Origin of the sequence: Pseudonocardia yuanmonensis, assembly GCF_039542425.1 — a bacterium.
GTDB classification, from domain to species: domain Bacteria; phylum Actinomycetota; class Actinomycetes; order Mycobacteriales; family Pseudonocardiaceae; genus Pseudonocardia; species Pseudonocardia yuanmonensis.
In genome coordinates, this window is the sequence record NZ_BAABIC010000037.1 from 20,667 (window position 1) to 39,261 (window position 18,595).

Annotated in this window: 19 protein-coding genes and 1 pseudogene; 18 read left to right on the forward strand and 2 right to left on the reverse strand. The window is 74.6% G+C overall.

The features are described from left to right. Window positions 1–45 precede the first annotated feature (45 nt). A complete protein-coding gene (locus tag ABD990_RS32660) occupies window positions 46–810 on the forward strand; it encodes a GntR family transcriptional regulator (protein ID WP_345384673.1) in 765 nt (254 codons plus the stop codon). Window positions 811–839: 29 nt separating this feature from the next. On the opposite strand, the gene ABD990_RS32665 is transcribed toward ABD990_RS32660, so the two are convergent. After that, window positions 840–1,340, reverse strand: a complete 501-nt coding sequence (locus ABD990_RS32665; protein WP_345384674.1) for a VOC family protein — start codon at window positions 1,338–1,340, stop codon at window positions 840–842. 84 nt (window positions 1,341–1,424) lie between these two features. On the opposite strand from ABD990_RS32665, the gene ABD990_RS32670 reads away from it, so the two are divergent. The 17 genes and pseudogenes from ABD990_RS32670 to ABD990_RS32750 all read left to right on the forward strand — a co-directional run bounded on the left by ABD990_RS32670 (window position 1,425) and on the right by ABD990_RS32750 (window position 17,548). Then, window positions 1,425–1,928 carry a MarR family winged helix-turn-helix transcriptional regulator gene (locus tag ABD990_RS32670; RefSeq protein ID WP_345384675.1) on the forward strand — a complete coding sequence of 168 codons (504 nt, stop codon included), beginning with the start codon at window positions 1,425–1,427 and terminating at the stop codon, window positions 1,926–1,928. Window positions 1,929–1,969: 41 nt separating this feature from the next. After that, entirely contained in the window at window positions 1,970–2,704 is a 735-nt protein-coding gene (locus tag ABD990_RS32675; RefSeq protein ID WP_425569711.1) for a phosphoglyceromutase, read from the forward strand. A gap of 131 nt (window positions 2,705–2,835) precedes the next feature. Continuing rightward, a complete protein-coding gene (locus tag ABD990_RS32680; protein ID WP_345384676.1) occupies window positions 2,836–4,044 on the forward strand; it encodes a sensor histidine kinase in 1,209 nt (402 codons plus the stop codon). Window position 4,045: 1 nt separating this feature from the next. Further along, the gene (locus ABD990_RS32685; protein ID WP_345384677.1) at window positions 4,046–4,735 is read left to right on the forward strand and encodes a response regulator; all 690 of its coding nucleotides are present in this window, start codon (window positions 4,046–4,048) and stop codon (window positions 4,733–4,735) included. 56 nt (window positions 4,736–4,791) lie between these two features. Further along, the gene (locus ABD990_RS32690) at window positions 4,792–6,336 is read left to right on the forward strand and encodes an FMN-binding glutamate synthase family protein (RefSeq protein WP_345384678.1); all 1,545 of its coding nucleotides are present in this window, start codon (window positions 4,792–4,794) and stop codon (window positions 6,334–6,336) included. Window positions 6,337–6,604: 268 nt separating this feature from the next. After that, a pseudogene (gvpJ, locus tag ABD990_RS32695) lies at window positions 6,605–6,826 on the forward strand (gas vesicle protein GvpJ); the annotation flags it as partial. Between the two features lie 68 nt (window positions 6,827–6,894). After that, the gene (gvpO, locus tag ABD990_RS32700; RefSeq protein WP_345384697.1) at window positions 6,895–7,401 is read left to right on the forward strand and encodes a gas vesicle protein GvpO; all 507 of its coding nucleotides are present in this window, start codon (window positions 6,895–6,897) and stop codon (window positions 7,399–7,401) included. A 185-nt stretch (window positions 7,402–7,586) separates the two neighbouring features. After that, window positions 7,587–9,137: a hypothetical protein gene (locus ABD990_RS32705; RefSeq protein ID WP_345384679.1), complete on the forward strand. Its 1,551-nt coding sequence runs from the start codon at window positions 7,587–7,589 to the stop codon at window positions 9,135–9,137. Between the two features lie 199 nt (window positions 9,138–9,336). Further along, on the forward strand, window positions 9,337–10,347 hold the full coding sequence (locus tag ABD990_RS32710; RefSeq protein ID WP_345384680.1) for a Ppx/GppA phosphatase family protein: 1,011 nt from the start codon (window positions 9,337–9,339) through the stop codon (window positions 10,345–10,347). Next, window positions 10,344–11,855: a hypothetical protein gene (locus ABD990_RS32715; RefSeq protein ID WP_345384681.1), complete on the forward strand. Its 1,512-nt coding sequence runs from the start codon at window positions 10,344–10,346 to the stop codon at window positions 11,853–11,855. Before ABD990_RS32710 ends, ABD990_RS32715 begins: the two co-directional genes overlap by 4 nt. Beyond that, window positions 11,852–12,706 (forward strand): sugar phosphate isomerase/epimerase family protein, encoded by an 855-nt coding sequence (locus tag ABD990_RS32720; protein WP_345384682.1) that lies wholly within the window; start codon window positions 11,852–11,854, stop codon window positions 12,704–12,706. The genes ABD990_RS32715 and ABD990_RS32720 overlap by 4 nt, the downstream gene beginning before the upstream one ends. Window positions 12,707–12,756: 50 nt before the next feature. Then, window positions 12,757–13,596: a thioesterase family protein gene (locus ABD990_RS32725; protein WP_345384683.1), complete on the forward strand. Its 840-nt coding sequence runs from the start codon at window positions 12,757–12,759 to the stop codon at window positions 13,594–13,596. 49 nt (window positions 13,597–13,645) lie between these two features. Beyond that, on the forward strand, window positions 13,646–14,458 hold the full coding sequence (proC, locus tag ABD990_RS32730; RefSeq protein ID WP_345384684.1) for a pyrroline-5-carboxylate reductase: 813 nt from the start codon (window positions 13,646–13,648) through the stop codon (window positions 14,456–14,458). A gap of 171 nt (window positions 14,459–14,629) precedes the next feature. Then, complete coding sequence (locus tag ABD990_RS32735; protein ID WP_037052988.1) at window positions 14,630–14,863, forward strand: helix-turn-helix domain-containing protein; 234 nt, start codon at window positions 14,630–14,632, stop codon at window positions 14,861–14,863. A 218-nt stretch (window positions 14,864–15,081) separates the two neighbouring features. After that, entirely contained in the window at window positions 15,082–15,183 is a 102-nt protein-coding gene (locus ABD990_RS32740) for a 30S ribosomal protein bS22 (protein WP_010241351.1), read from the forward strand. 166 nt (window positions 15,184–15,349) lie between these two features. After that, a complete protein-coding gene (locus ABD990_RS32745) occupies window positions 15,350–16,366 on the forward strand; it encodes an NAD-dependent epimerase/dehydratase family protein (RefSeq protein WP_345384685.1) in 1,017 nt (338 codons plus the stop codon). Window positions 16,367–16,447: 81 nt separating this feature from the next. Further along, window positions 16,448–17,548 carry a lysophospholipid acyltransferase family protein gene (locus ABD990_RS32750; protein ID WP_425569712.1) on the forward strand — a complete coding sequence of 367 codons (1,101 nt, stop codon included), beginning with the start codon at window positions 16,448–16,450 and terminating at the stop codon, window positions 17,546–17,548. 3 nt (window positions 17,549–17,551) lie between these two features. Here ABD990_RS32750 and ABD990_RS32755 read toward each other — a convergent pair whose 3' ends face one another. After that, window positions 17,552–18,424: an HAD family hydrolase gene (locus tag ABD990_RS32755; protein WP_345384699.1), complete on the reverse strand. Its 873-nt coding sequence runs from the start codon at window positions 18,422–18,424 to the stop codon at window positions 17,552–17,554. Between the last annotated feature and the right edge of the window lie 171 nt (window positions 18,425–18,595).

An 18,595-nucleotide genomic window follows, 5' to 3' on the forward strand; every position in this document is an offset into this window, starting at 1 on the left:
GTTACCCTCGGTCGAACGCCGACGGTCGATCCTCAGGAGGTCGCGATGGCCGCGCGCCCCCTGGTGCGCAAGGGTGCCGAGCCCCTGTGGGCGCAGCTGCTGGCGGACCTGCGCACGCGGCTGGACGCGCACGAGTTCGACAGCTCCTTCCCCGGCGAGCTCGCCCTCGTCGGCGAGTACGGGGTCAGCCGGCACACCGTGCGCGAGGCCCTGCGGCGGCTGCGCGAGGAGGGCGTGGTCGTCGCCGGGCGGGGCCGGGCGCCGCGGCTGGCGGCGCCGATGGAGATCGAGCAGCAGCTCGGCTCGCTCTACAGCCTCTTCTCCGCCGTCGAGTCCACCGGCCGGGAGCAGCGCAGCGTGGTCCGCACGCTCGACGTCCGCGCGGACGGGGTCGTCGCGGCCCGGCTCGGGCTGGAGGAGTCCACGCCGCTGGTGCACCTCGAGCGGCTCCGGCTCGCGGAGGGCGAGCCGCTGGCCGTCGACCGGGTGTGGCTCCCCGAGGAGGTCGCGGCCCCGCTGCTCGACGTCGACTTCACGCACACCGGCGTCTACCCCGAGCTGGAGCGGCTCTGCGGGCTCCGGGTCGCGGGCGGCCGGGAGAACATCCGCGCGGTGGTGCCGACCGCCGAGGAGCGGCGCCTGCTGGGGGTCGACGCGGGCGTGGCCGCGCTGGCCATCGAACGCCTGGGCAGCGCGGGCGGGCGTGCCGTGGAGTGGCGGCACACGCTCGTGCGCGGCGACCGCTTCACCCTGACCGCGCAGTTCAGCGCCCGGGACGGCTACCTCGTCGGCGCGGCCCCCGCGAGCTGAGCGCCGCCGTCACGGCGTCGCCGGAGTCGTCACCGGACGGAGACGCCGATCCCACCCCGGGTCGCCGCGCCGTAGCGCGCGATCTCGGCCTCGAGGTCCAGCGGCGCGGTGCGCATCCCCGTGTCCGGGCCGAGCAGCTCGGCCGGGACCAGCCAGCTGACCTCGAACTCCAGCCCGTCCGGGTCCTTCGCGTAGAGGGCCTTGGTGCTGCCGTGGTCCGAGGCACCGACGAGCGCGCCGTGCGCGCTCAGCACCCCGCGGATCCGGTCGAGCTCGGCCAGGGTGTCGACCTCCCACGCCAGGTGGTAGAGGCCGACGCTGCCGCGCCCGGCCGTCGTGTCCCCGGCGGTGGCGCCGACCCCGAACAGGCCGAGGTCGTGGTCGTTGGACGAGCCCTCGGCCTGCAGGAACGCCGCCCGGCCCGGCACGGAGGCGACGACCCGGAAACCGAGGGCCTCGGTGTAGAAGGCGACGCTGCGGTCGATGTCGCGGACGTAGAGCACCGCGTGGTTCAGGCGCTGGACGGGCATGGGCCTGCCTTTCTGTGAAACTTCAATCACAGCCTAGACGCACGACAGATGAATGTTCAACAGATTCGGCGTACGCTGGGCCGCATGGACGACACCCGCTGGCTCTCCCCCGCCGAACTGCGGGCGTGGCTGGCGTTCGTCGCGGCCACGACGCTGCTCGACGGGGCGCTCGACCGGCAGCTGCAACGCGAGTCCGGCATGCCCCACGCGTACTACCTGATCCTCGCGATGCTCTCCGACGCCCCGGAGCACACGCTGCGGATGAGCGAGCTGGCCTCCGCCACGCAGAGCAGCCAGAGCCGGCTCAGCCACGCCGTCACCCGGCTGGAGCGGAAGGGCTGGGTGTGCCGGCGTCCGTGCCCGGACGACCGGCGCAGCACCTTCTGCACCCTGACCGAGGAGGGGTTCGCGGCACTGCGGGCGGCCGCGCCCGGGCACGTCCGGACGGTCCGCGAGAACCTCTTCGACGCGCTGACCCCCGAGCAGGTCACCCAGCTGGAGGAGATCGCCCGCGCGATGCTCGGCCGGCTCACCCGCGACCCGGAGGCCGTGCCGCTGCCCGGAGTGTGCCCGGAGCGACATCGCTGACGCACAGCGCCGACCCGCGCCCGTTTGGCAAGCTGTCGCGCATGCCCACACTCGTGCTGCTGCGTCACGGTCAGAGCGACTGGAACCTGAAGAACCTCTTCACGGGCTGGGTCGACGTCCCGCTCTCGGAGGTCGGCGAGACCGAGGCCCGCCGCGGGGGCGAGCTGATGAAGGAGACGGGCCTGCTCCCGGACGTCGTCCACACGTCCGTGCTGCGCCGGGCGATCAACACCGCGAACCTCGCGCTCGACGTCGCCGGCCGGCACTGGATCCCGGTCCGCCGCGACTGGCGGCTCAACGAGCGGCACTACGGCGCGCTGCAGGGCAAGGACAAGAAGCAGATCCGCGAGGAGTTCGGCGACGAGCAGTTCATGGTGTGGCGGCGCAGCTACGACGTGCCCCCGCCGCCGATCGAGAAGGGCTCCGAGTGGTCCCAGGACGGGGACGCCCGCTACGCCGGCATCCAGGCGCCGCTGACCGAGTGCCTCGCCGACGTCGTCCAGCGGATGCTGCCCTACTGGGACGAGGCGATCGTCCCCGACCTGCGCGCCGGCAAGGTCGTGCTCGTCGCCGCGCACGGCAACTCGCTGCGCGCACTGGTGAAGGAGCTCGACGGGATCTCCGACACCGACATCGCCGGGCTCAACATCCCCACCGGCATCCCGCTGCGCTACGAGCTCGACGACGACCTGAAGCCGACCGTGCCCGGCGGTGAGTACCTCGACCCGGCGGCGGCCGAGGAGGCCATTCAGGGCGTCGCGAACCAGGGGCGCTGAACCGCCGGTCCACCCGTGGGGTGAACGGCCCGTGAACGGGCGCGGAAATGTCCTCGTCCGGGTAGTCAGGAGGCTCACTCGGGCCCCTCGGCGCTGGCGTCGGCCCTGGTCGGGCTGCCTACGATGCCTTCGTGAACGCAGTGGCGTCCGTGGCGCTGGCCGCCGTCGCCCTCGGCCTCGGGCTGTGGGCCGGCGTCCTGATCGGCCGCCGCCGCGCCCGGCCCGCCCGGCCCCGGCCGGACGGCCGGCGGGTCCCGACGCTGGCCGAGCTCCTCCAGCGCGTCTTCCGGTCCACGGGGTCCGGGCTGGCGGTGCTCTCCGGCAGCGGGGACGTCGTCCTGCACAACCGGCGCGCCGCCGAGCTCGGCGTGGTCCGGGCCGGCCGGCCCGACCCGCGCGCCTGGGCGGCCTGCCAGAAGGTGCTCGAGGGCTCCACGGACGTCGAGGTGGACCTCGCGCCGCTGGAGGCGCGCGGCCGCCAGCCCGCCGCCGTCGTCGCCGTGGTGCGGCCGCTCGGGGACGGGTTCACCCTCGTCGAGGCCGCGGACATGTCCGACGCCGTGCGCCTGGAGGCGACCCGGCGGGACTTCGTGGCCAACGTGAGCCACGAGCTGAAGACCCCGGTCGGCGCGGTCGGGCTGCTCGCCGAGGCGGTGCTCGACGCCGCCGACGACCCCGAGTCCGTGCACCGCTTCGCCGGCAAGATCCTGCGCGAGTCGACCAGGCTCGGCGCGCTCGTCACCGAGCTGATCGCGCTGTCCCGGCTGACCGGCGCCGAGGCGCTGCCGGACCTGGAGGCGGTCGACGTCGACGAGGTCGTCGACGAGGCCCTCGGCCGTTCCCGCCTCTCCGCCGAGGCCGCCGGCATCGACATCACGGTCGACGAGCCCTCCGGCCTGGAGGTGGCCGGGGACCGGACGCTGCTGGTCACGGCCCTGTCCAACCTGCTGGAGAACGCGATCGCCTACTCGCCGCCCGACGCGTCGGTCTCGGTGTCCCGCCGGCTCGAGGACGGCTGGGTGGAGATCGCCGTGACCGACCGGGGCATCGGCATCGCGCCCGAGCACCAGGTCCGGGTGTTCGAGCGGTTCTTCCGGGTCGACCCGGCCCGCTCCCGCGCGACCGGCGGCACCGGGCTCGGCCTGGCGATCGTCAAGCACGTCCTCGCGAACCACGGTGGCGAGGTGCGGCTGTGGAGCCGCCTCGGCACCGGATCGACCTTCACCATGCGGCTCCCCGCCACCGGCTCCGGCGCGCCCCTGTCCTCGCACGAGGACGACGCGGCGGACCCGGCCCCCGACCGAGACCCGGCCGGAGCGACCGGCCGAGCTGGAGGATGAGATGACCAGGGTGCTGATCGTCGAGGACGAGGAGTCCTTCGCCGACCCGCTCGCGTTCCTGCTGCGCAAGGAGGGTTTCACGGCCGCCGTCGCCACGACCGGCCAGGAGGCGCTGGAGGAGTTCGACCGCAACGGCGCCGACATCGTGCTGCTCGACCTCATGCTCCCCGGCATGAGCGGCACGGACGTCTGCAAGGCCCTGCGCTCCCGCTCGACCGTCCCGGTGATCATGGTGACCGCGCGGGACAGCGAGATCGACAAGGTCGTCGGCCTGGAGCTGGGCGCCGACGACTACGTGACCAAGCCCTACTCCGCCCGCGAGCTGATCGCCCGGGTGCGCGCCGTCCTGCGCCGCGGCGGCGAGGGCGGCTCGGCCGAGGGCGACGGCGCCGGGGTGCTGGAGGCGGGCCCGGTACGGATGGACGTCGAGCGGCACGTGGTGTCGGTCGACGGCACGGACGTCGCCCTGCCGCTCAAGGAGTTCGACCTCCTCGAGTACCTGCTGCGCAACGCCGGCCGGGTGCTCACCCGCGGCCAGCTCATCGACCGGGTGTGGGGCGCGGACTACGTCGGCGACACCAAGACCCTCGACGTCCACGTCAAGCGCCTGCGCGCCAAGGTCGAGAAGGACCCGAGCGCCCCGCGGCACCTCGTCACCGTGCGTGGGCTGGGCTACAAGTTCGAGAGCTGAACGTCGCGGGCCCGCAGGAGGTGCGGGCCGCCCGCCGACGGAGCACACTGCGTGACGTGGGATGGGGCCGGTGGGTTCCCTGGGCGGCAGGGCTGGGCGTCGCGGCGCACGACCTGATCCAGCGCCGTCACGCGTTGCTGCGGAACTTCCCCGTGCTCGGGCACGGCCGCTTCCTGATCGAGGCGATCGGGCCCGAGCTGCGCCAGTACGTGGTGGCGGGCAACGACGAGGAGCGCCCCTTCAGCCGGGACCAGCGCCGCTGGGTCTACGCCTCCGCCAAGCGCGAGAACAACTACTTCGGGTTCGGCACCGACAACGACGTCGAGCACACCCCCGGCTACGTGATCATCAAGCACCGCACGTTCGGCCGGACCGCGCCCGCGCACCCGCACCCGCAGGGCGACGAGTCGGTGTGGCTGCCCTGCGCGAAGGTCCTCGGTGGGGCCCGCGGCCGTCGCGCCGCGTTCCGGCCCGACTCGGTCGTGAACATCTCCGGGATGAGCTACGGGTCGCTCTCGGGCCGGGCGATCGAGGCGATCAACCGGGGCGCCGCGGTCGCGGGGTGCCTGCACAACACGGGCGAGGGCGGGATCTCGGCACAGCACCGGTGCGGCGGCGAGCTGGTGTGGCAGATCGGCACGGCCTACTTCGGCTGCCGGGACGAGCAGGGCCGGTTCGACCTGCAGCGGCTCAAGGACGGCGTGGCGTCCGCCCCGGTGCGGGCGCTGGAGATCAAGCTGAGCCAGGGCGCGAAGCCGGGCCTGGGCGGGCTGCTGCCCGGGGTGAAGGTCACGGAGGAGATCGCCGCGGTCCGCGGGATCCCGGTCGGGGTGGACTGCGTGAGCCCGTCACGGCACACGGTGTTCCGCAACGCCGACGAGCTGCTGGACTGGGTGGAGCTGCTGGCGGACGAGACCGGGCTGCCGGTGGGCATCAAGTCCGCCGTCGGCGACCTGGAGTTCTGGACGGAACTGACCGACCTGATGGTCCGCACCGGGCGCGGGGTCGACTTCGTGACCGTCGACGGCGGCGAGGGCGGGACGGGCGCGTCGCCGCTGGTGTTCACCGACTCCGTCGCGCTGCCGTTCCGGCTCGGGTTCAGCCGGGTGTACCGCGAGTTCGCCGTGCGCGGCCTGCACGAGCAGGTCGTGTTCGTCGGGGCGGGGAAGCTCGGGCTGCCGGACAACGCCGTCGTCGCGTTCGCGCTCGGGGTCGACATGGTCAACGTGGCGCGCGAGGCCATGCTCGCCATCGGCTGCATCCAGGCCCAGAAGTGCCACACGGACACCTGTCCCACCGGCGTCGCCACCCAGAACCGCTGGCTCGCGCACGGCCTCGACCCGACCTTGAAGTCGGCGCGGCTCGCCAACTACGTCCTGACCCTGCGTCGCGACCTGGGGAAGGTCGCCGAGGCGGCGGGCGTCGAGCACCCGGGATTGATCCGCACCGACGACGTCGAGATCCTCGACGGGCAGACCGTGGCCCGGGAGCTGCGGGAGGTCTACGACTACGAGCCCGACTGGGGGCTGCCGTCGCGCCGGGACCGGGAGGAGGTCGTCGCGCTGCTGCGCGGGGGCCGGCCGCAGACCGCGCCCGTCTGAGCGGGTCGTTCCGCACGCCGTCGTCCTGGGGGATCGGCTGCCGACCGACGCCCGAACCGTTCGGGCGCCGATCGTCGCAATTCGCCCAGCGGACCGGCTCCGTCGAGGCATCGTGTGTCCGACGGGGTATACGGCGGGGTCCCGGAGGGGCGCCCGGCTCCTCCGCCGGGGAAGGGAGAGCCGTGGTCCGGTCAGCGGCGAGTGCGACCACGAACCGAGCGGCGCGGCCCGGTGCCCGCACGCACCGGAGGGGAGGTAGCCCGTGTCCGTGACGACCACACGCTCGGCCGGCCCGCCGGTGACCCGGCACCGGCACGACTCGGACCTCGCCGACGTCGTCGAGCTCATCCTGGACCGGGGCCTGGTGATCGACGTCTTCGTGCGGGTGTCCCTGCTCGGGTTGGAGATCCTCACGATCGACATCCGGATCGTGGTGGCGAGCGTCGACACGTTCCTGCAGTACGCGGAGGCGACCGACAGGCTGTACCTGTACGGCACGACGCGTGAGAGGCGCCTGCCCGCCGGGGACCGGTACGCCGAGGACGAGGGGTGAGTGTGATGGCCGACGAGGAGAGCTCGAGAACCCCGCGCCGCCGGCGGAGCGCCCGGGCGAGGTCCGCGGACGCCGAGGAGAAGACCGCCCGGGCGACGGAGGAGAGCGGGGAGGAGCCCGCCGCCGCGGAGAGCGGGGAGGCCCCGGCCGAGGAGACCGGAGAGGGAACGGGAGAGGAGACCGAGGGTCGGGGGACGGGCGACGAGAACGGTGCGGAGCCCGCCGAGCGGACCGGCGGCGACCGGCCGGGCGGGTCGATCGTCCGGGTGGCGCGCCGGGCGGCGGAGCACGTCCGGGTGCTCACCGGCCGGCACCCGGAGACCGTGGTCTCGATCGAGCCGCGGGACGGCGACTGGTGCGTCGGGGTCGAGGTCGTCGAGACGCACCGCATCCCCGACTCGGCCGACATCCTCGCGATCTACGAGGTGCTCGTCCAGCCCGACGGCGACCTGCTCTCCTACCGGCGGACCCGGCGCTACACGCGCGGCCAGGTCGACCGGCCCTGGCGGTGACGGGCGGCGCGGCGGCATCCGCCGCGCCCTCCGATGCCCCGATCAGCCTCCCGGTGTGCCCCTGATCGGCACGTCCTCAGGAGGTGACCGGAGTATTTCTCCGCGACGCGCCGTAGGCGGGGTTGGCGTGGGTGGGCGGTGGGGGATCCGGCGGCCCGACAGCACCCACCGACGAGGAGGCGACGATGTCGTCAGCACAACCGGCCGCCGGTTCGGGACCGGAGCCCTCCGGCTCGTCCGACCGGCTGCAGGACGCGATGATCGCGTTCAACGACGAGGTCTTCGAGACCCTGCAGAAGTTGCTCAAGGCCCAGCAGGAGCTGGTGCGAGCCGTCATCGGTGCGACGTCCACGTCCGGGACGCCCGGCTCGCACGAGTCCGGGGAGGGCGAGGCGGGCGTGCAGGGCGCCGGCACGGACGAGGCGGGCGACGCGGAGCCGGAGGTGATCTTCCCACTCGACACCGCGGCGGACACGCCCGAGGGCGCTGAGGGTGAGGCCGGCGAGGGCGCCGTGGGCGAGGCCGATGAGGGCGCCGAGGGCGAGGCCGATGAGGGCGCCGAGGGCGAGGCCGATGAGGGCGCCGAGGCTGAGGGCGCCGAGGAGGCCGCGGACGCCGGCGAGGGTGCGAGCGCGGAGGCCCCGGTGCCGCCCGACGCGGACTGGGTGCTCGATGCGGAGGCGGGCGACGGCGCCGACGAGGAGAGCGACGAGGCCGGGAGCGACGCCGAGAGCCGCGACCGTGCGAGCGATTCGGGCCCGGACGTCGAAACCGAGGTCTCGCCCGACACGGACTGGCTGCTCGACGCCGAAGCCGGTGACGGCGGCGACGAGGACGACGGGGGCGACCGGGCCGAGAGCGACAGTGCCGGGAGCGACGACGACGCGAGTGCCGAGGCCGAGGAGCGTTCGGAGGACACCGACGCCGAGGACACCGACGCCGAGGACACCGACGCCGAGGACACCGACGCCGAGGACACCGACGCCGAGGGCACGGACGTCGAGAGCGCCGAGGCAGACGAAGGCGCGGACGCAGAGGACGTCGGAGCCGAGGCCGCGATCGACGACACGTCCGCCGCCGATGTCGAGGACGCCGAGGCCGAGGAGGGTGCTGACGCGCAGGCCGACGAGGACGTCGATGCGGAGGCCGACGAGGACGTCGATGCGGAGGCGGACGAGGACGTCGACGCGGAAGCCGCCGAGGACGTTGACGCGGAGGCCGCCGAGGACGTTGCCGCCGAGGCCGACGAGGACCTCGATGCGGAGGCCGACGAGCAGGGCGACGAGGACCTCGATGCGGAGGCCGACGAGGGCGCTGAGGACGACGCCGAGGCGGGTGCCGACGCGGAGGCCGACGAGGGCGATTCCGACGACGATCCCGACGCGCTGTCTGACGAGGAGGTCCGGATGGCGGCCGATGCGATGGTCGAGGCGTTGAACGCGGCCGCGGCGAAGGAGGGCGCTTCGGGCGGCCTCGACCGGACCGGCGACGAGGACGGCGACGAGGACGGTGAGTTGTCCGCCGGGTCCGACGACACCGCCGAGGACGACACCGCCGAGGACGACACCGCCGAGGACGACACCGCCGACGATACGGCGGACGGCGACTCCGCCGACTCCACGGAGGGAACCGGGGCGGAGGAGGCGACCGAGTCCGCGGCTGCTCCGAAGCGCCGGAAGCCCGCGCGCCGGGGCGGGTCCCGTCGCGGCAAGGTGCGCGCGGCGTCCGACGGGTGAGTTCCGTGCGGAGGGGGCGAGGCACCCCGCCCCCTCCGCACTCCGCTCGCACCGCCCCCAGCCGTCCCGCTCCCACCTCGCAGCAGGACACGCACCGGCTCGGCCCACCCGCGGCTACCAGGCGTCCCGCCCGCCGTCCGCCCCGCGGCCCCGATCACGGTGCGGGTACGGGCGAGGCACGGGCCGGTAACCTGATCGCGTGCGACTGGGTGTGCTCGACGTCGGCTCCAACACCGTGCACCTGCTGGTGGTGGACGCCCGGCGGGGCGGCCACCCCACCCCCGCGACCTCGCAGAAGGCGGAGCTGCGGCTGGCCGAGCACCTGCAGCCGGACGGCGCGCTGAGCCGGGTCGGCGTCGACTCGCTGATCGCCGCCGTGCACACCGCACGGGACTCCGCCGCCGAACTGGGTTGCGACGACCTGCTCGCCTTCGCCACCTCCGCACTGCGGGACGCCACGAACTCCGCCGCCGTCCTCGCGAAGGTGCGCGCCGACACCGGGGTGGCGCTCGAGGTGCTCCCCGGCGAGGACGAGGCGCGCTACACCTTCCTCGCCGTGCGCCGCTGGTACGGCTGGTCGGCCGGGCGGCTGCTGTGCCTCGACATCGGCGGGGGGTCGCTGGAGCTCGCGGCGGGCCGGGACGAGCACCCGGCCGCGGCCGCGTCGTTGCCGCTCGGGGCCGGGCGGCTCACCCGGGAGTGGTTCACGGGCGACCCGCCGTCCCGCCGCGAGATCGAGGCGCTGCGGGACAAGGTGGACGCCGACCTCGCGCCGGTCGCGCGCGACCTGCGCAAGCTGGGGGAGCCGGACCTCGCCGTCGGCACCTCGAAGACCTTCCGTTCCCTGGCCCGGCTGACAGGTGCCGCGCCCTCCGGCGCGGGCATCCGGGCGCGTCGGGTGCTGACCCACGCGGGGCTGCGGCAGCTGGGGTCGTTCATCAGCCGGATGTCGTCGGCCGACCTCGCCGAGCTGGAGGGGGTGAGCCCCAGCCGGGCGCACCAGCTCGTCGCCGGGGCGATCGTCGCGGAGGCCGCGATGCGGGCCCTGAAGGTGACCGAACTCGACATCTGTCCGTGGGCGTTGCGCGAGGGAGTGATCCTGCGGCGGCTCGACACCCTCGACGGGTCGACCAGGGACGACCGCTCGGCGCACGACGCGCCCACATCACTTGGACGCTTGACGTCGTACGAGGCACGGTGTAGCGGATGAGTTCAGAGACCGACCAGCCGAGACAGCGCACGGTCGCCGAGCTGCTCGCCGAGAACGGCGCGGCGGCGGCGTCCGGGCGGCGTCGACGGCGCCGCGAGGCCGACGACGGTGAGCCGGTCGGCGCTCCCCCCGCCGCGGAGGGCCCGGGCACCCCCGGCCGGCACGGCGGCACCCAGGCCTGGCGGCCCCAGCCCACGCCCGAGGCGCCCGCCGAACCGTGGCGCAACGCCGGCGCCGAGCAGCCCACCGCATCCTGGGAGCGTGGCCCCGGTCCGCGCCTCGAGCGCGAGGCCGACGAGGAGCCGGGCGACGAACGCGGCGCCGGCGCGCCGAGCAGTGCCGCCCTCGGCTTCGGCCCTCCCGCCCCCGGTCGTGCCGCCGGCCCGAACGGCTTCGGACGCGGCGATGCCGGCCGGAACGGGTTCGGTCCCCCCGGCGCCGGGCAGAACGGCTTCAGGCAGAGCGGCCCCGCCCAGAACGCTCCCGCCCCGAGCGGCCCCGCCCTCAACGCTCCCGCTCAGAACGGTCCCGCTCAGAACCCCCCCGGCCCGAACGGTCCCGGTCAGAACGGGTTCGGGCTCACCGACGCGAACCGGAACGGCTTCGGGTCGGACGACGCCGGCCGGAACGGCTTCGGTCCGAACGGCGCCGGCCGGAACGGGTTCAGGCAGAGCGGCCCCGGCCAGAACGGCCTGAACCACGACGGACCCGCGCCCTTCGGCCGCCCGACCGCCCAGCCCGGACGTCCCGAGGCACCCGCACGGGGCGCCGACGCGTGGGGCGGCGGCGCGGCCGGGACCGTGGGTCTGCCCCAGGAGGCCCCGCGTCCCGGTGCGCCGTGGTCCCCGGGCGGACAGGCGCCGGGCCGGCCGGGCGAGCCCGGGACCGAGCAGCTCGGCCGCGTCCGCGCCCCGCAGGACGACCCGATGACCGCGCCGTTCGGCTCGGTGTACGCGGGCGGTCCGCCGACCCGCTTCGGCGCCCCGCCCACCCGGGAGGACGAGGACGACGCCGGCCCGCCCACCCAGTTCGGCGCCCCTCCCCTCGACGACGACGAGGACGACGCGGGCCCGCCCACCCAGCTCGGCGGGCCGCCGTTGCACGACGAGGACGACGACCTCGACGACCGCTACGACGGCGAGTACGGGGACGACGACGGCTACGGGGACGACACCTACCGGGCCCCTGCGGGCCTGGGTCGCCGTGCCCCGGAGCGGGCCGAGGAGGAACCGGAGGAGGACGAGGGCACGGCGCAGGGCTGGGCCGTCGTCATCGGCCAGTGGATCGCCGGTGCCCTGGTCGGCGCCGCGGTCTGGGTCGGCTTCCGCTACCTCTGGTTCAACCTGCCCGTGGTCGCGCTGGCCGCCGCCGTGATCATCACGGTCGGCCTCGTGCTCGGCGTCCGCGCCCTGCTGCGCAACGACGACCTGCGCACCACCGCCTTCGCGGTGGGTGTCGGCCTGCTCCTGACCGTCTCGCCCGCGATCCTGGTACTCCTGGAACGGTGATCCCCGCCCCGCCGGTCGCACTCTCCACCGCCTCGGTCTACCCGGAGCCCGCCGCGGCGGCGTTCGAGCTCGCCGCGGACCTGGGGTACGACGGCGTCGAGCTGATGGTGTGGACGGATCCGGTGTCGCAGGACGTGCGGGCCGTCGAGCGGCTCGCCGAGCGGTACGGGGTCCCCGTGCTGGCCGTGCACGCGCCCTGCCTGGCCGTCACGCAGCGGGTGTGGGGGGCGGACCCGGTGACCCGGATCCGCCGGTCGGTCGTGGCCGCGGAGCGGTTCGGCGCGCGGACCGTGGTGCTGCACCCGCCCTTCCGCTGGCAGCGCCGCTACGCCGCGGTGTTCGCCGACGAGGTGGCCCGCGCGGGGGAGCGGGCCGGCGTCCGGCTGGCCGTCGAGAACATGTTCCCGGTGTCGCGCGGCCGGATCCGCACGGTGCCCTACGCGCCGGGCTTCGACCCGACCGCGGTCGGCCACCGCTTCTACACGCTCGACCTCTCGCACACGGCTGCCGCGGGATCCGACGCGCTGGCCATGCTCGACCGTATGGGCGACGGTCTGGTCCACCTGCACCTCACGGACGGCACCGGCGCCCCGCGGGACGAGCACCTGGTGCCCGGGCGCGGCACGCAGCCCTGCGCCGAGGTCTGCGAGCGGCTGGCCACGGGCCGGTTCGCGCGCGAGGGCGTGGTGGTCCTCGAGGTCAGCACCCGCCGGTGCCGGACCCGGGATCAGCGGTCGGCGCTGCTGGCCGAGTCGCTGGTCTACGCCCGCCTGCACCTCGCCGCGCCGGTCCCGCCCGTCCTGCCGATCACGCCGCAGGTGCCCCTCCCGGAGCCCGCACCCCACGCCTGAGCGGCGCGCGTCACACCCTCGGGGCCGCGCCGGCGTGATACGACCGTTTCATGGCTCCCACCGATGTGACCGTCGAGCGGCCGTTCGCGGCGTCCACCGTGTTGACCGACGAGGGCGGGGGCCGCTTCACCGCGGAGCTCGGCACGCTCTTCTCCATCGGCGGCAAGGCCCACGGCGGCCTGCTCATGGTGCTGCTGACCAAGGCGGCGCTCGCGCGGCTCGGTGCCGAGCACGGCGGCGACACGGAGCTGGACCCGGTGGTGGTGGGCACGGAGTTCCTGCGGGCCCCGGAGCTGGGCACGGTGGAGCTCGAGACGGACGTGCTGAAGCTGGGCCGCCAGGCGTCGGTCGCGGCGGCTCGGATGACCCAGGACGGCAGGCTGCTGCTCTCCGCGACGGTCACGGCGGGGACGCTGCCGGACGCCGACCCGAGCTGGCTCGCCGAGTCCCCGATGCCCCTCGAACCGTCCGCGGACGCGATCGACTTCGTCCCGGACGTCCGCACCCCAGGCGAGGGCCTGGCGGCGGCGACCGAGGCGCGGTACGACCCGGCGACCATGGCGTTCCTGCGCAAGGAGACCGCGGACCCGGTGGTCCGCGGCTGGATGCGGCCGCGCGGCGAGGACCCCGACCCCCTGTTCGCGCTGCTCGCCGGGGACGCGCTGCCACCGACCGTGTTCAACCGGGGCGGCGGGCGCGGCTGGGCGCCGACCGTGCAGCTCACCGCCCTGCTGCGGGCCCGACCCGCGCCGGGCTGGCTCGCCCTGGAGTCACGCTCGCAGATGATCGCCGGCACGTGGTTCGACGAGGACTGCACCGTCCGCGACGCGACGGGCCGGGTGGTCTGCCAGGCTCGCCAGCTCGCGCTCTCCCCGCTCCCGCGCGGATAGCCCCGCACCCTCCCCGACCTGCCCCGATCCGGGCGGTTACCGTCGATCCATGACACGAATCGCGGTTCTGGGCGCCGGCAAGATCGGCGAGGCGCTGCTGTCGGGGCTGCTCGCGGCGGGTCGGCCCGCGGCGGACCTGGTGTTCACCGAGCGGCACCCGGAGCGGGCCGCCGAGCTGTCCGGGCGTCTCGGGGTGGAGTCGGCCGACGTGGCGGGCGCCGCGGCCAAGGCGGACGTCGTGGTGGTCGCGGTCAAGCCGCAGGACATCGCCCCGGTGCTGACCGAGCTGAAGGCGGCGCTGGCCCCGGGCACGCTCGTCGTCTCGCTGTGCGCCGGCCTGCCGACGTCGTTGTTCGAGGGCGGGCTGCCCGAGGGGACGCCGGTCGTGCGGGTCATGCCCAACACGCCGATGGTCGTCGGCGAGGCAATGAGCGCGGTCTCCGGCGGCCGGCACGCCACCGCCGAGCACCTCGCCGCCACCGAGGAGCTGCTCGGCTCGGTGGGCCGGGTGGTCCGTGTCCCGGAGCCCCAGCAGGACGCCGTCACTGCGCTCTCCGGCTCCGGTCCGGCCTACTTCTTCTACCTGGTCGAGGCCATGATCGACGCCGGGATACTGCTCGGCCTGCCGCGGGCCGTCGCCGCGGACCTCATCGTCCAGTCCGCCTTCGGCGCGGCCACCATGCTGCGCGAGTCCGACGACCACCCGGTGCTGCTCCGCGAGGCCGTCACCTCCCCGGCCGGCACGACCATCGCGGCCATCCGCGAGCTGGAGCGGCACGGCGTCCGGGCGGCCCTCATCGATGCGATCGAGGCCGCGCGGGACCGGTCGGTCGAGCTGGGACGCTCGGTGCAGAACCGTTGACCCGAACGAAGGATCGGGTCTCACCCTGACGCGCGGCTGAATTCCCTGCCCGAGTGGCATGGTGTGTCGAAGGCGTCACACCGGCACCGCTATCCTCACGGGGAACACGCCGCGCGGGGGTACGAGGACCGGGCGGGAGCGTGGGACTTCTCCAGGGAAGGCGGTGTCCGGATGGCCACGCAGCAGCCAGGGCATTCAGGGCAGCCCGAACGCATCGACAACATCGCCGCGGTGCAGTTCCTGACCGTGGCGGAGGTCGCCGCCATGATGCGGGTCTCCAAGATGACCGTGTACCGGCTGGTGCACGGCGGGGAGCTCCCCGCGGCCCGGGTGGGTCGTTCGTTCCGCGTCCCGAAGCGCGCCGTGGAGGACTACCTGCGGCACGCGTACTTCGACGCGGGCTGAGCGGGGCGGGCACCGCCCGACCGCATCCCGGCGGTTCACGACCCGGCCGGTGGACCCGCCCTGGCGGGTCGCCGCGACCGGTGCCAGGTAGGATCGGCGACCGGTCATCGTCTCGCCGTGTGCACCCGCGTGCGCGCGACCGCCGCGCGGCGGGGACACACCCTCTCGGGCCGGCTCCCGGCCGCGAGCGAAGCAGTGAGCACAGGAGGTACCGGCGCATGGGCTCGGTCATCAAGAAGCGTCGCAAGCGCATGTCCAAGAAGAAGCACCGCAAGCTGCTCCGCAAGACCCGCGTGCAGCGTCGCAAGCTCGGCAAGTGAGGTGTGACCCCGCCCGTCCCGCGCAGGGACGGGCCGGGGTCCACCGGCCCGGGTCGCACCCGGGGTCCCTGGTCGCACGACGAACGAGGTCGGGTCCGTGACTGGCACGGGATCTCCCCGCGACGCCGACCGCAGCAGCGGCGGCGGCGCTCCCTCCGTCGTGCTGGTGACAGGTGTCAGCCGATTCCTCGGCGGCAACCTGGCCGCACGGCTCGCCGCGAACCCCGAGATCGACCGCGTGCTCGGTGTGGACACCGTGCCGCCGTCCCGGGACATGTTGCGCCGCATGGGTCGCGCGGAGTTCGTCCGCGCGGACATCCGCAACCCGCTCATCGCCAAGGTCATCTCCGGCGCCGGCGTCGACACCGTGGTGCACGCCGCCCTCTCCGCCGGCCCCGGATCGTCCGGCGGGCGCACGGCGATGAAGGAGATGAACGTCATCGGGACGATGCAGCTCCTCGCCGCCTGCCAGAAGGCGGAGCGGGTGCGGCGCGTCGTCCTCAAGTCCACCACCGCCGTCTACGGCTCCGGCTCGCGCGATCCCGCGCTGTTCGACGAGTCGATGACGCCGAAGGACCTCCCCTCGGGCGGCTACGCCAAGGATGCCGCCGAGATCGAGGGCTATCTGCGCGGCTTCGCCCGCCGCAGGCCGGACGTCACGACCACCGTCCTGCGCTTCTGCAACTACGTCGGCCCGCGGATCGAGACGGTGCTGACGCGCTACTTCGCGCTGCCGGTCGTCCCGACGATCCTCGGCTTCGACCCCCGGCTGCAGTTCCTGCACGAGGAGGACGCGCTCGCCGTGCTCGAGCGGGCCGCCGTCGAGGAGCACCCCGGGGTCTTCAACGTCGCGGCCGACGGCGTGCTCATGCTCTCCCAGGCCGTCCGCCGGGCCGGGCGGGTGCAGGTCTCGGTCCCGGCGCCGCTGGTCGGGCCGGTCGGCCGGTTCCTGCGCGGCGCCCGCGTCGTCGACTACTCGCCGGAGCAGATGCGGTTCCTCAACTTCGGCCGCGTCGTGGACACGACCCGGTTGAAGGAACACTTCGGCTTCCACCCTCGTTGGACCACGGTCCAGGCCTTCGACGACTACGTGCGTGGTCGCGCGCTCCGGCCCGTCCTGGGGGCCGAGCGGATCGAGGCGGCCGAGCGGACGGTCCTGCAGGCCGCCCGGATGCTGCACTAGCGGGCCGCGCGTCCGGAGGGAAGCATGGTGCGACGGTCGGGGAACGGGAAGCAGTCGCAGGGGATTTCGGAGGGGGTTCGGGTGCCGGAAGCGCGCGTCATCCCGTTGCGGGCGGACGAGACCGGGGGGCGCACCCGGTGGCGGCTCGGCGAGGGCCGCGACCGCGGGAACCGCTCGGGCGGCCGCACCCGCGCGGGCACCGAGCCGACGCGGGACACCCCGCGGACCCGCAGCCGCCCGGCCACGACCACGCCGCGCCCCCGCCCGACCCCCGGCGAGGAGCAGGCCGGGGGCGGAAGCGCAGTCCCGCCGGTGGCCGCCGTGCCGGACCCGGAGCCGCCGGCCTGGGAGGCCGCGCTCGAGGAGGTGCTGCGCTTCCTGCGCCGCCGCCTGTCCGGCGACTACACGGTGGACGAGTTCGGCTTCGACCGCGACCTCGCAGACTCCGTGCTCGCGCCGGCGCTGCGCCCGCTCTACGAGCGCTGGTTCCGGGTGGAGACGATCGGCCTGCAGCACGTCCCGGACGTCGGCGGCGCACTCGTCGTCGCCAACCACTCGGGCACCCTCCCGCTCGACGCGCTGATGACCATCCAGGCGCTGCACGACGAGCACCCGGCCGGGCGCCGGCTGCGGCTGCTCGGGGCGGACCTGATGTTCAAGCTGCCGGTGGTGGGCGAGCTGGCGCGCAAGAACGGCGCCACCCTGGCCTGCAACGCCGACGCGGAGCGGCTGATGTCCTCCGGCGAGCTTGTCGGGGTGTTCCCCGAGGGCTTCAAGGGCATCGGCAAGCCGTTCAAGGACCGGTACAAGCTGCAGCGCTTCGGTCGCGGCGGGTTCGTCTCGGCCGCCCTCCGCACCGGCGTGCCGATCATCCCGTGCTCCATCGTGGGCGCCGAGGAGACGTACCCGAAGATCGGCGACATCGCGCCGCTCGCCCGGCTGCTCGGCGCGCCGTACTTCCCGATCACGCCGACCTTCCCGCTGCTCGGGCCGCTGGGTCTGGTCCCGCTGCCGTCGAAGTGGTACATCGAGTTCGGCGAGCCGATCTCGCTCGACGCCTACACCCCTGCGGACGCCGAGGACCCGATGCTCGTGTTCAACCTGACCGACCAGGTGCGCGAGACCATCCAGCACACCCTTTACCGGCTGCTCAGCCAGCGGCGGAACGTGTTCCTCGGGTGAGCCTCAGCGCCGCCGGTACGCCACCCCGGCGGCGACGGCCCCGGCCAGTGCCCCGGCGCCGAGCACCGAGGGCACCCCGATGCGGGCGGCCCTGCGCCCGGTGCGAAAGTCCCGGATCTGCCAGCCGCGCTCCTTGGCCACGTCCCGCAGCTCCGCGTCCGGGTTGACGGCGACCGCGGTCCCCACCGCGGAGAGCATCGGCACGTCGTTCACCGAGTCCGAGTAGGCGGTGCAGCGGCGCAGGTCCAGGCCCTCGGTGGCGGCCAGCGCACGCACCGCGTGCGCCTTCGCCGGCCCGTGCAGGATCTCGCCGACCAGGCGACCCGTGTAGTGCCCGTCGACGCTCTCGGCGACCGTTCCGAGCGCCCCGGTCAGGCCGAGCCGACGGGCGATGATCAGGGCCAGCTCGACCGGAGTGGCGGTGACCAGCCAGACCCGTTGACCGGCGTCGAGGTGCATCTGGGCGAGCGCGCGGGTGCCGGCCCAGATCCGGTCCGCCATGAGCTCGTCGTAGATCTCCTCGCCCAGCGCGACGACCTCGTCGACCGGCCGGCCCGCGACGAAGGACAGCGCGGTGTCCCGGTGCCCGGCGATGCCGTTCTTGTCCTCGCGCCCGCCGATCCGGAACTTGATCTGCTGCCAGGCGAACCCGGCGAGGTCGGAGGTGGTGAAGAACTTGCGGGCGGCCAGCCCGCGGGCGAAGTGGAAGATCGAGGCGCCGACCATCATGGTGTTGTCGACGTCGAAGAACGCGGCCGCGGTGAGGTCCACGTCCGCCGCCTCGGACGGTGGCGGCTCGCCCGCGGCCACGGCGGCGGCCGCCGCGGCCTGGCCCGCGCGCTGCGCCCGGTCGACCGCCGTGGCCTCCTCGATCACGTCCGTCGTCTCGGTGACGCCCGCCGTCTCACCGGCGCCGTTCCGAAGCGGGTCCGCGGCGCCGTCCCGGCCCCACGCGTCCGCGCCCTGCGGCTCACCGTGCTCCACAACCACCTCGGGTCCTACCACCTGGGGGCCGTCCGGTCCGTGCCGGTCCCGCCCACCCTCGCC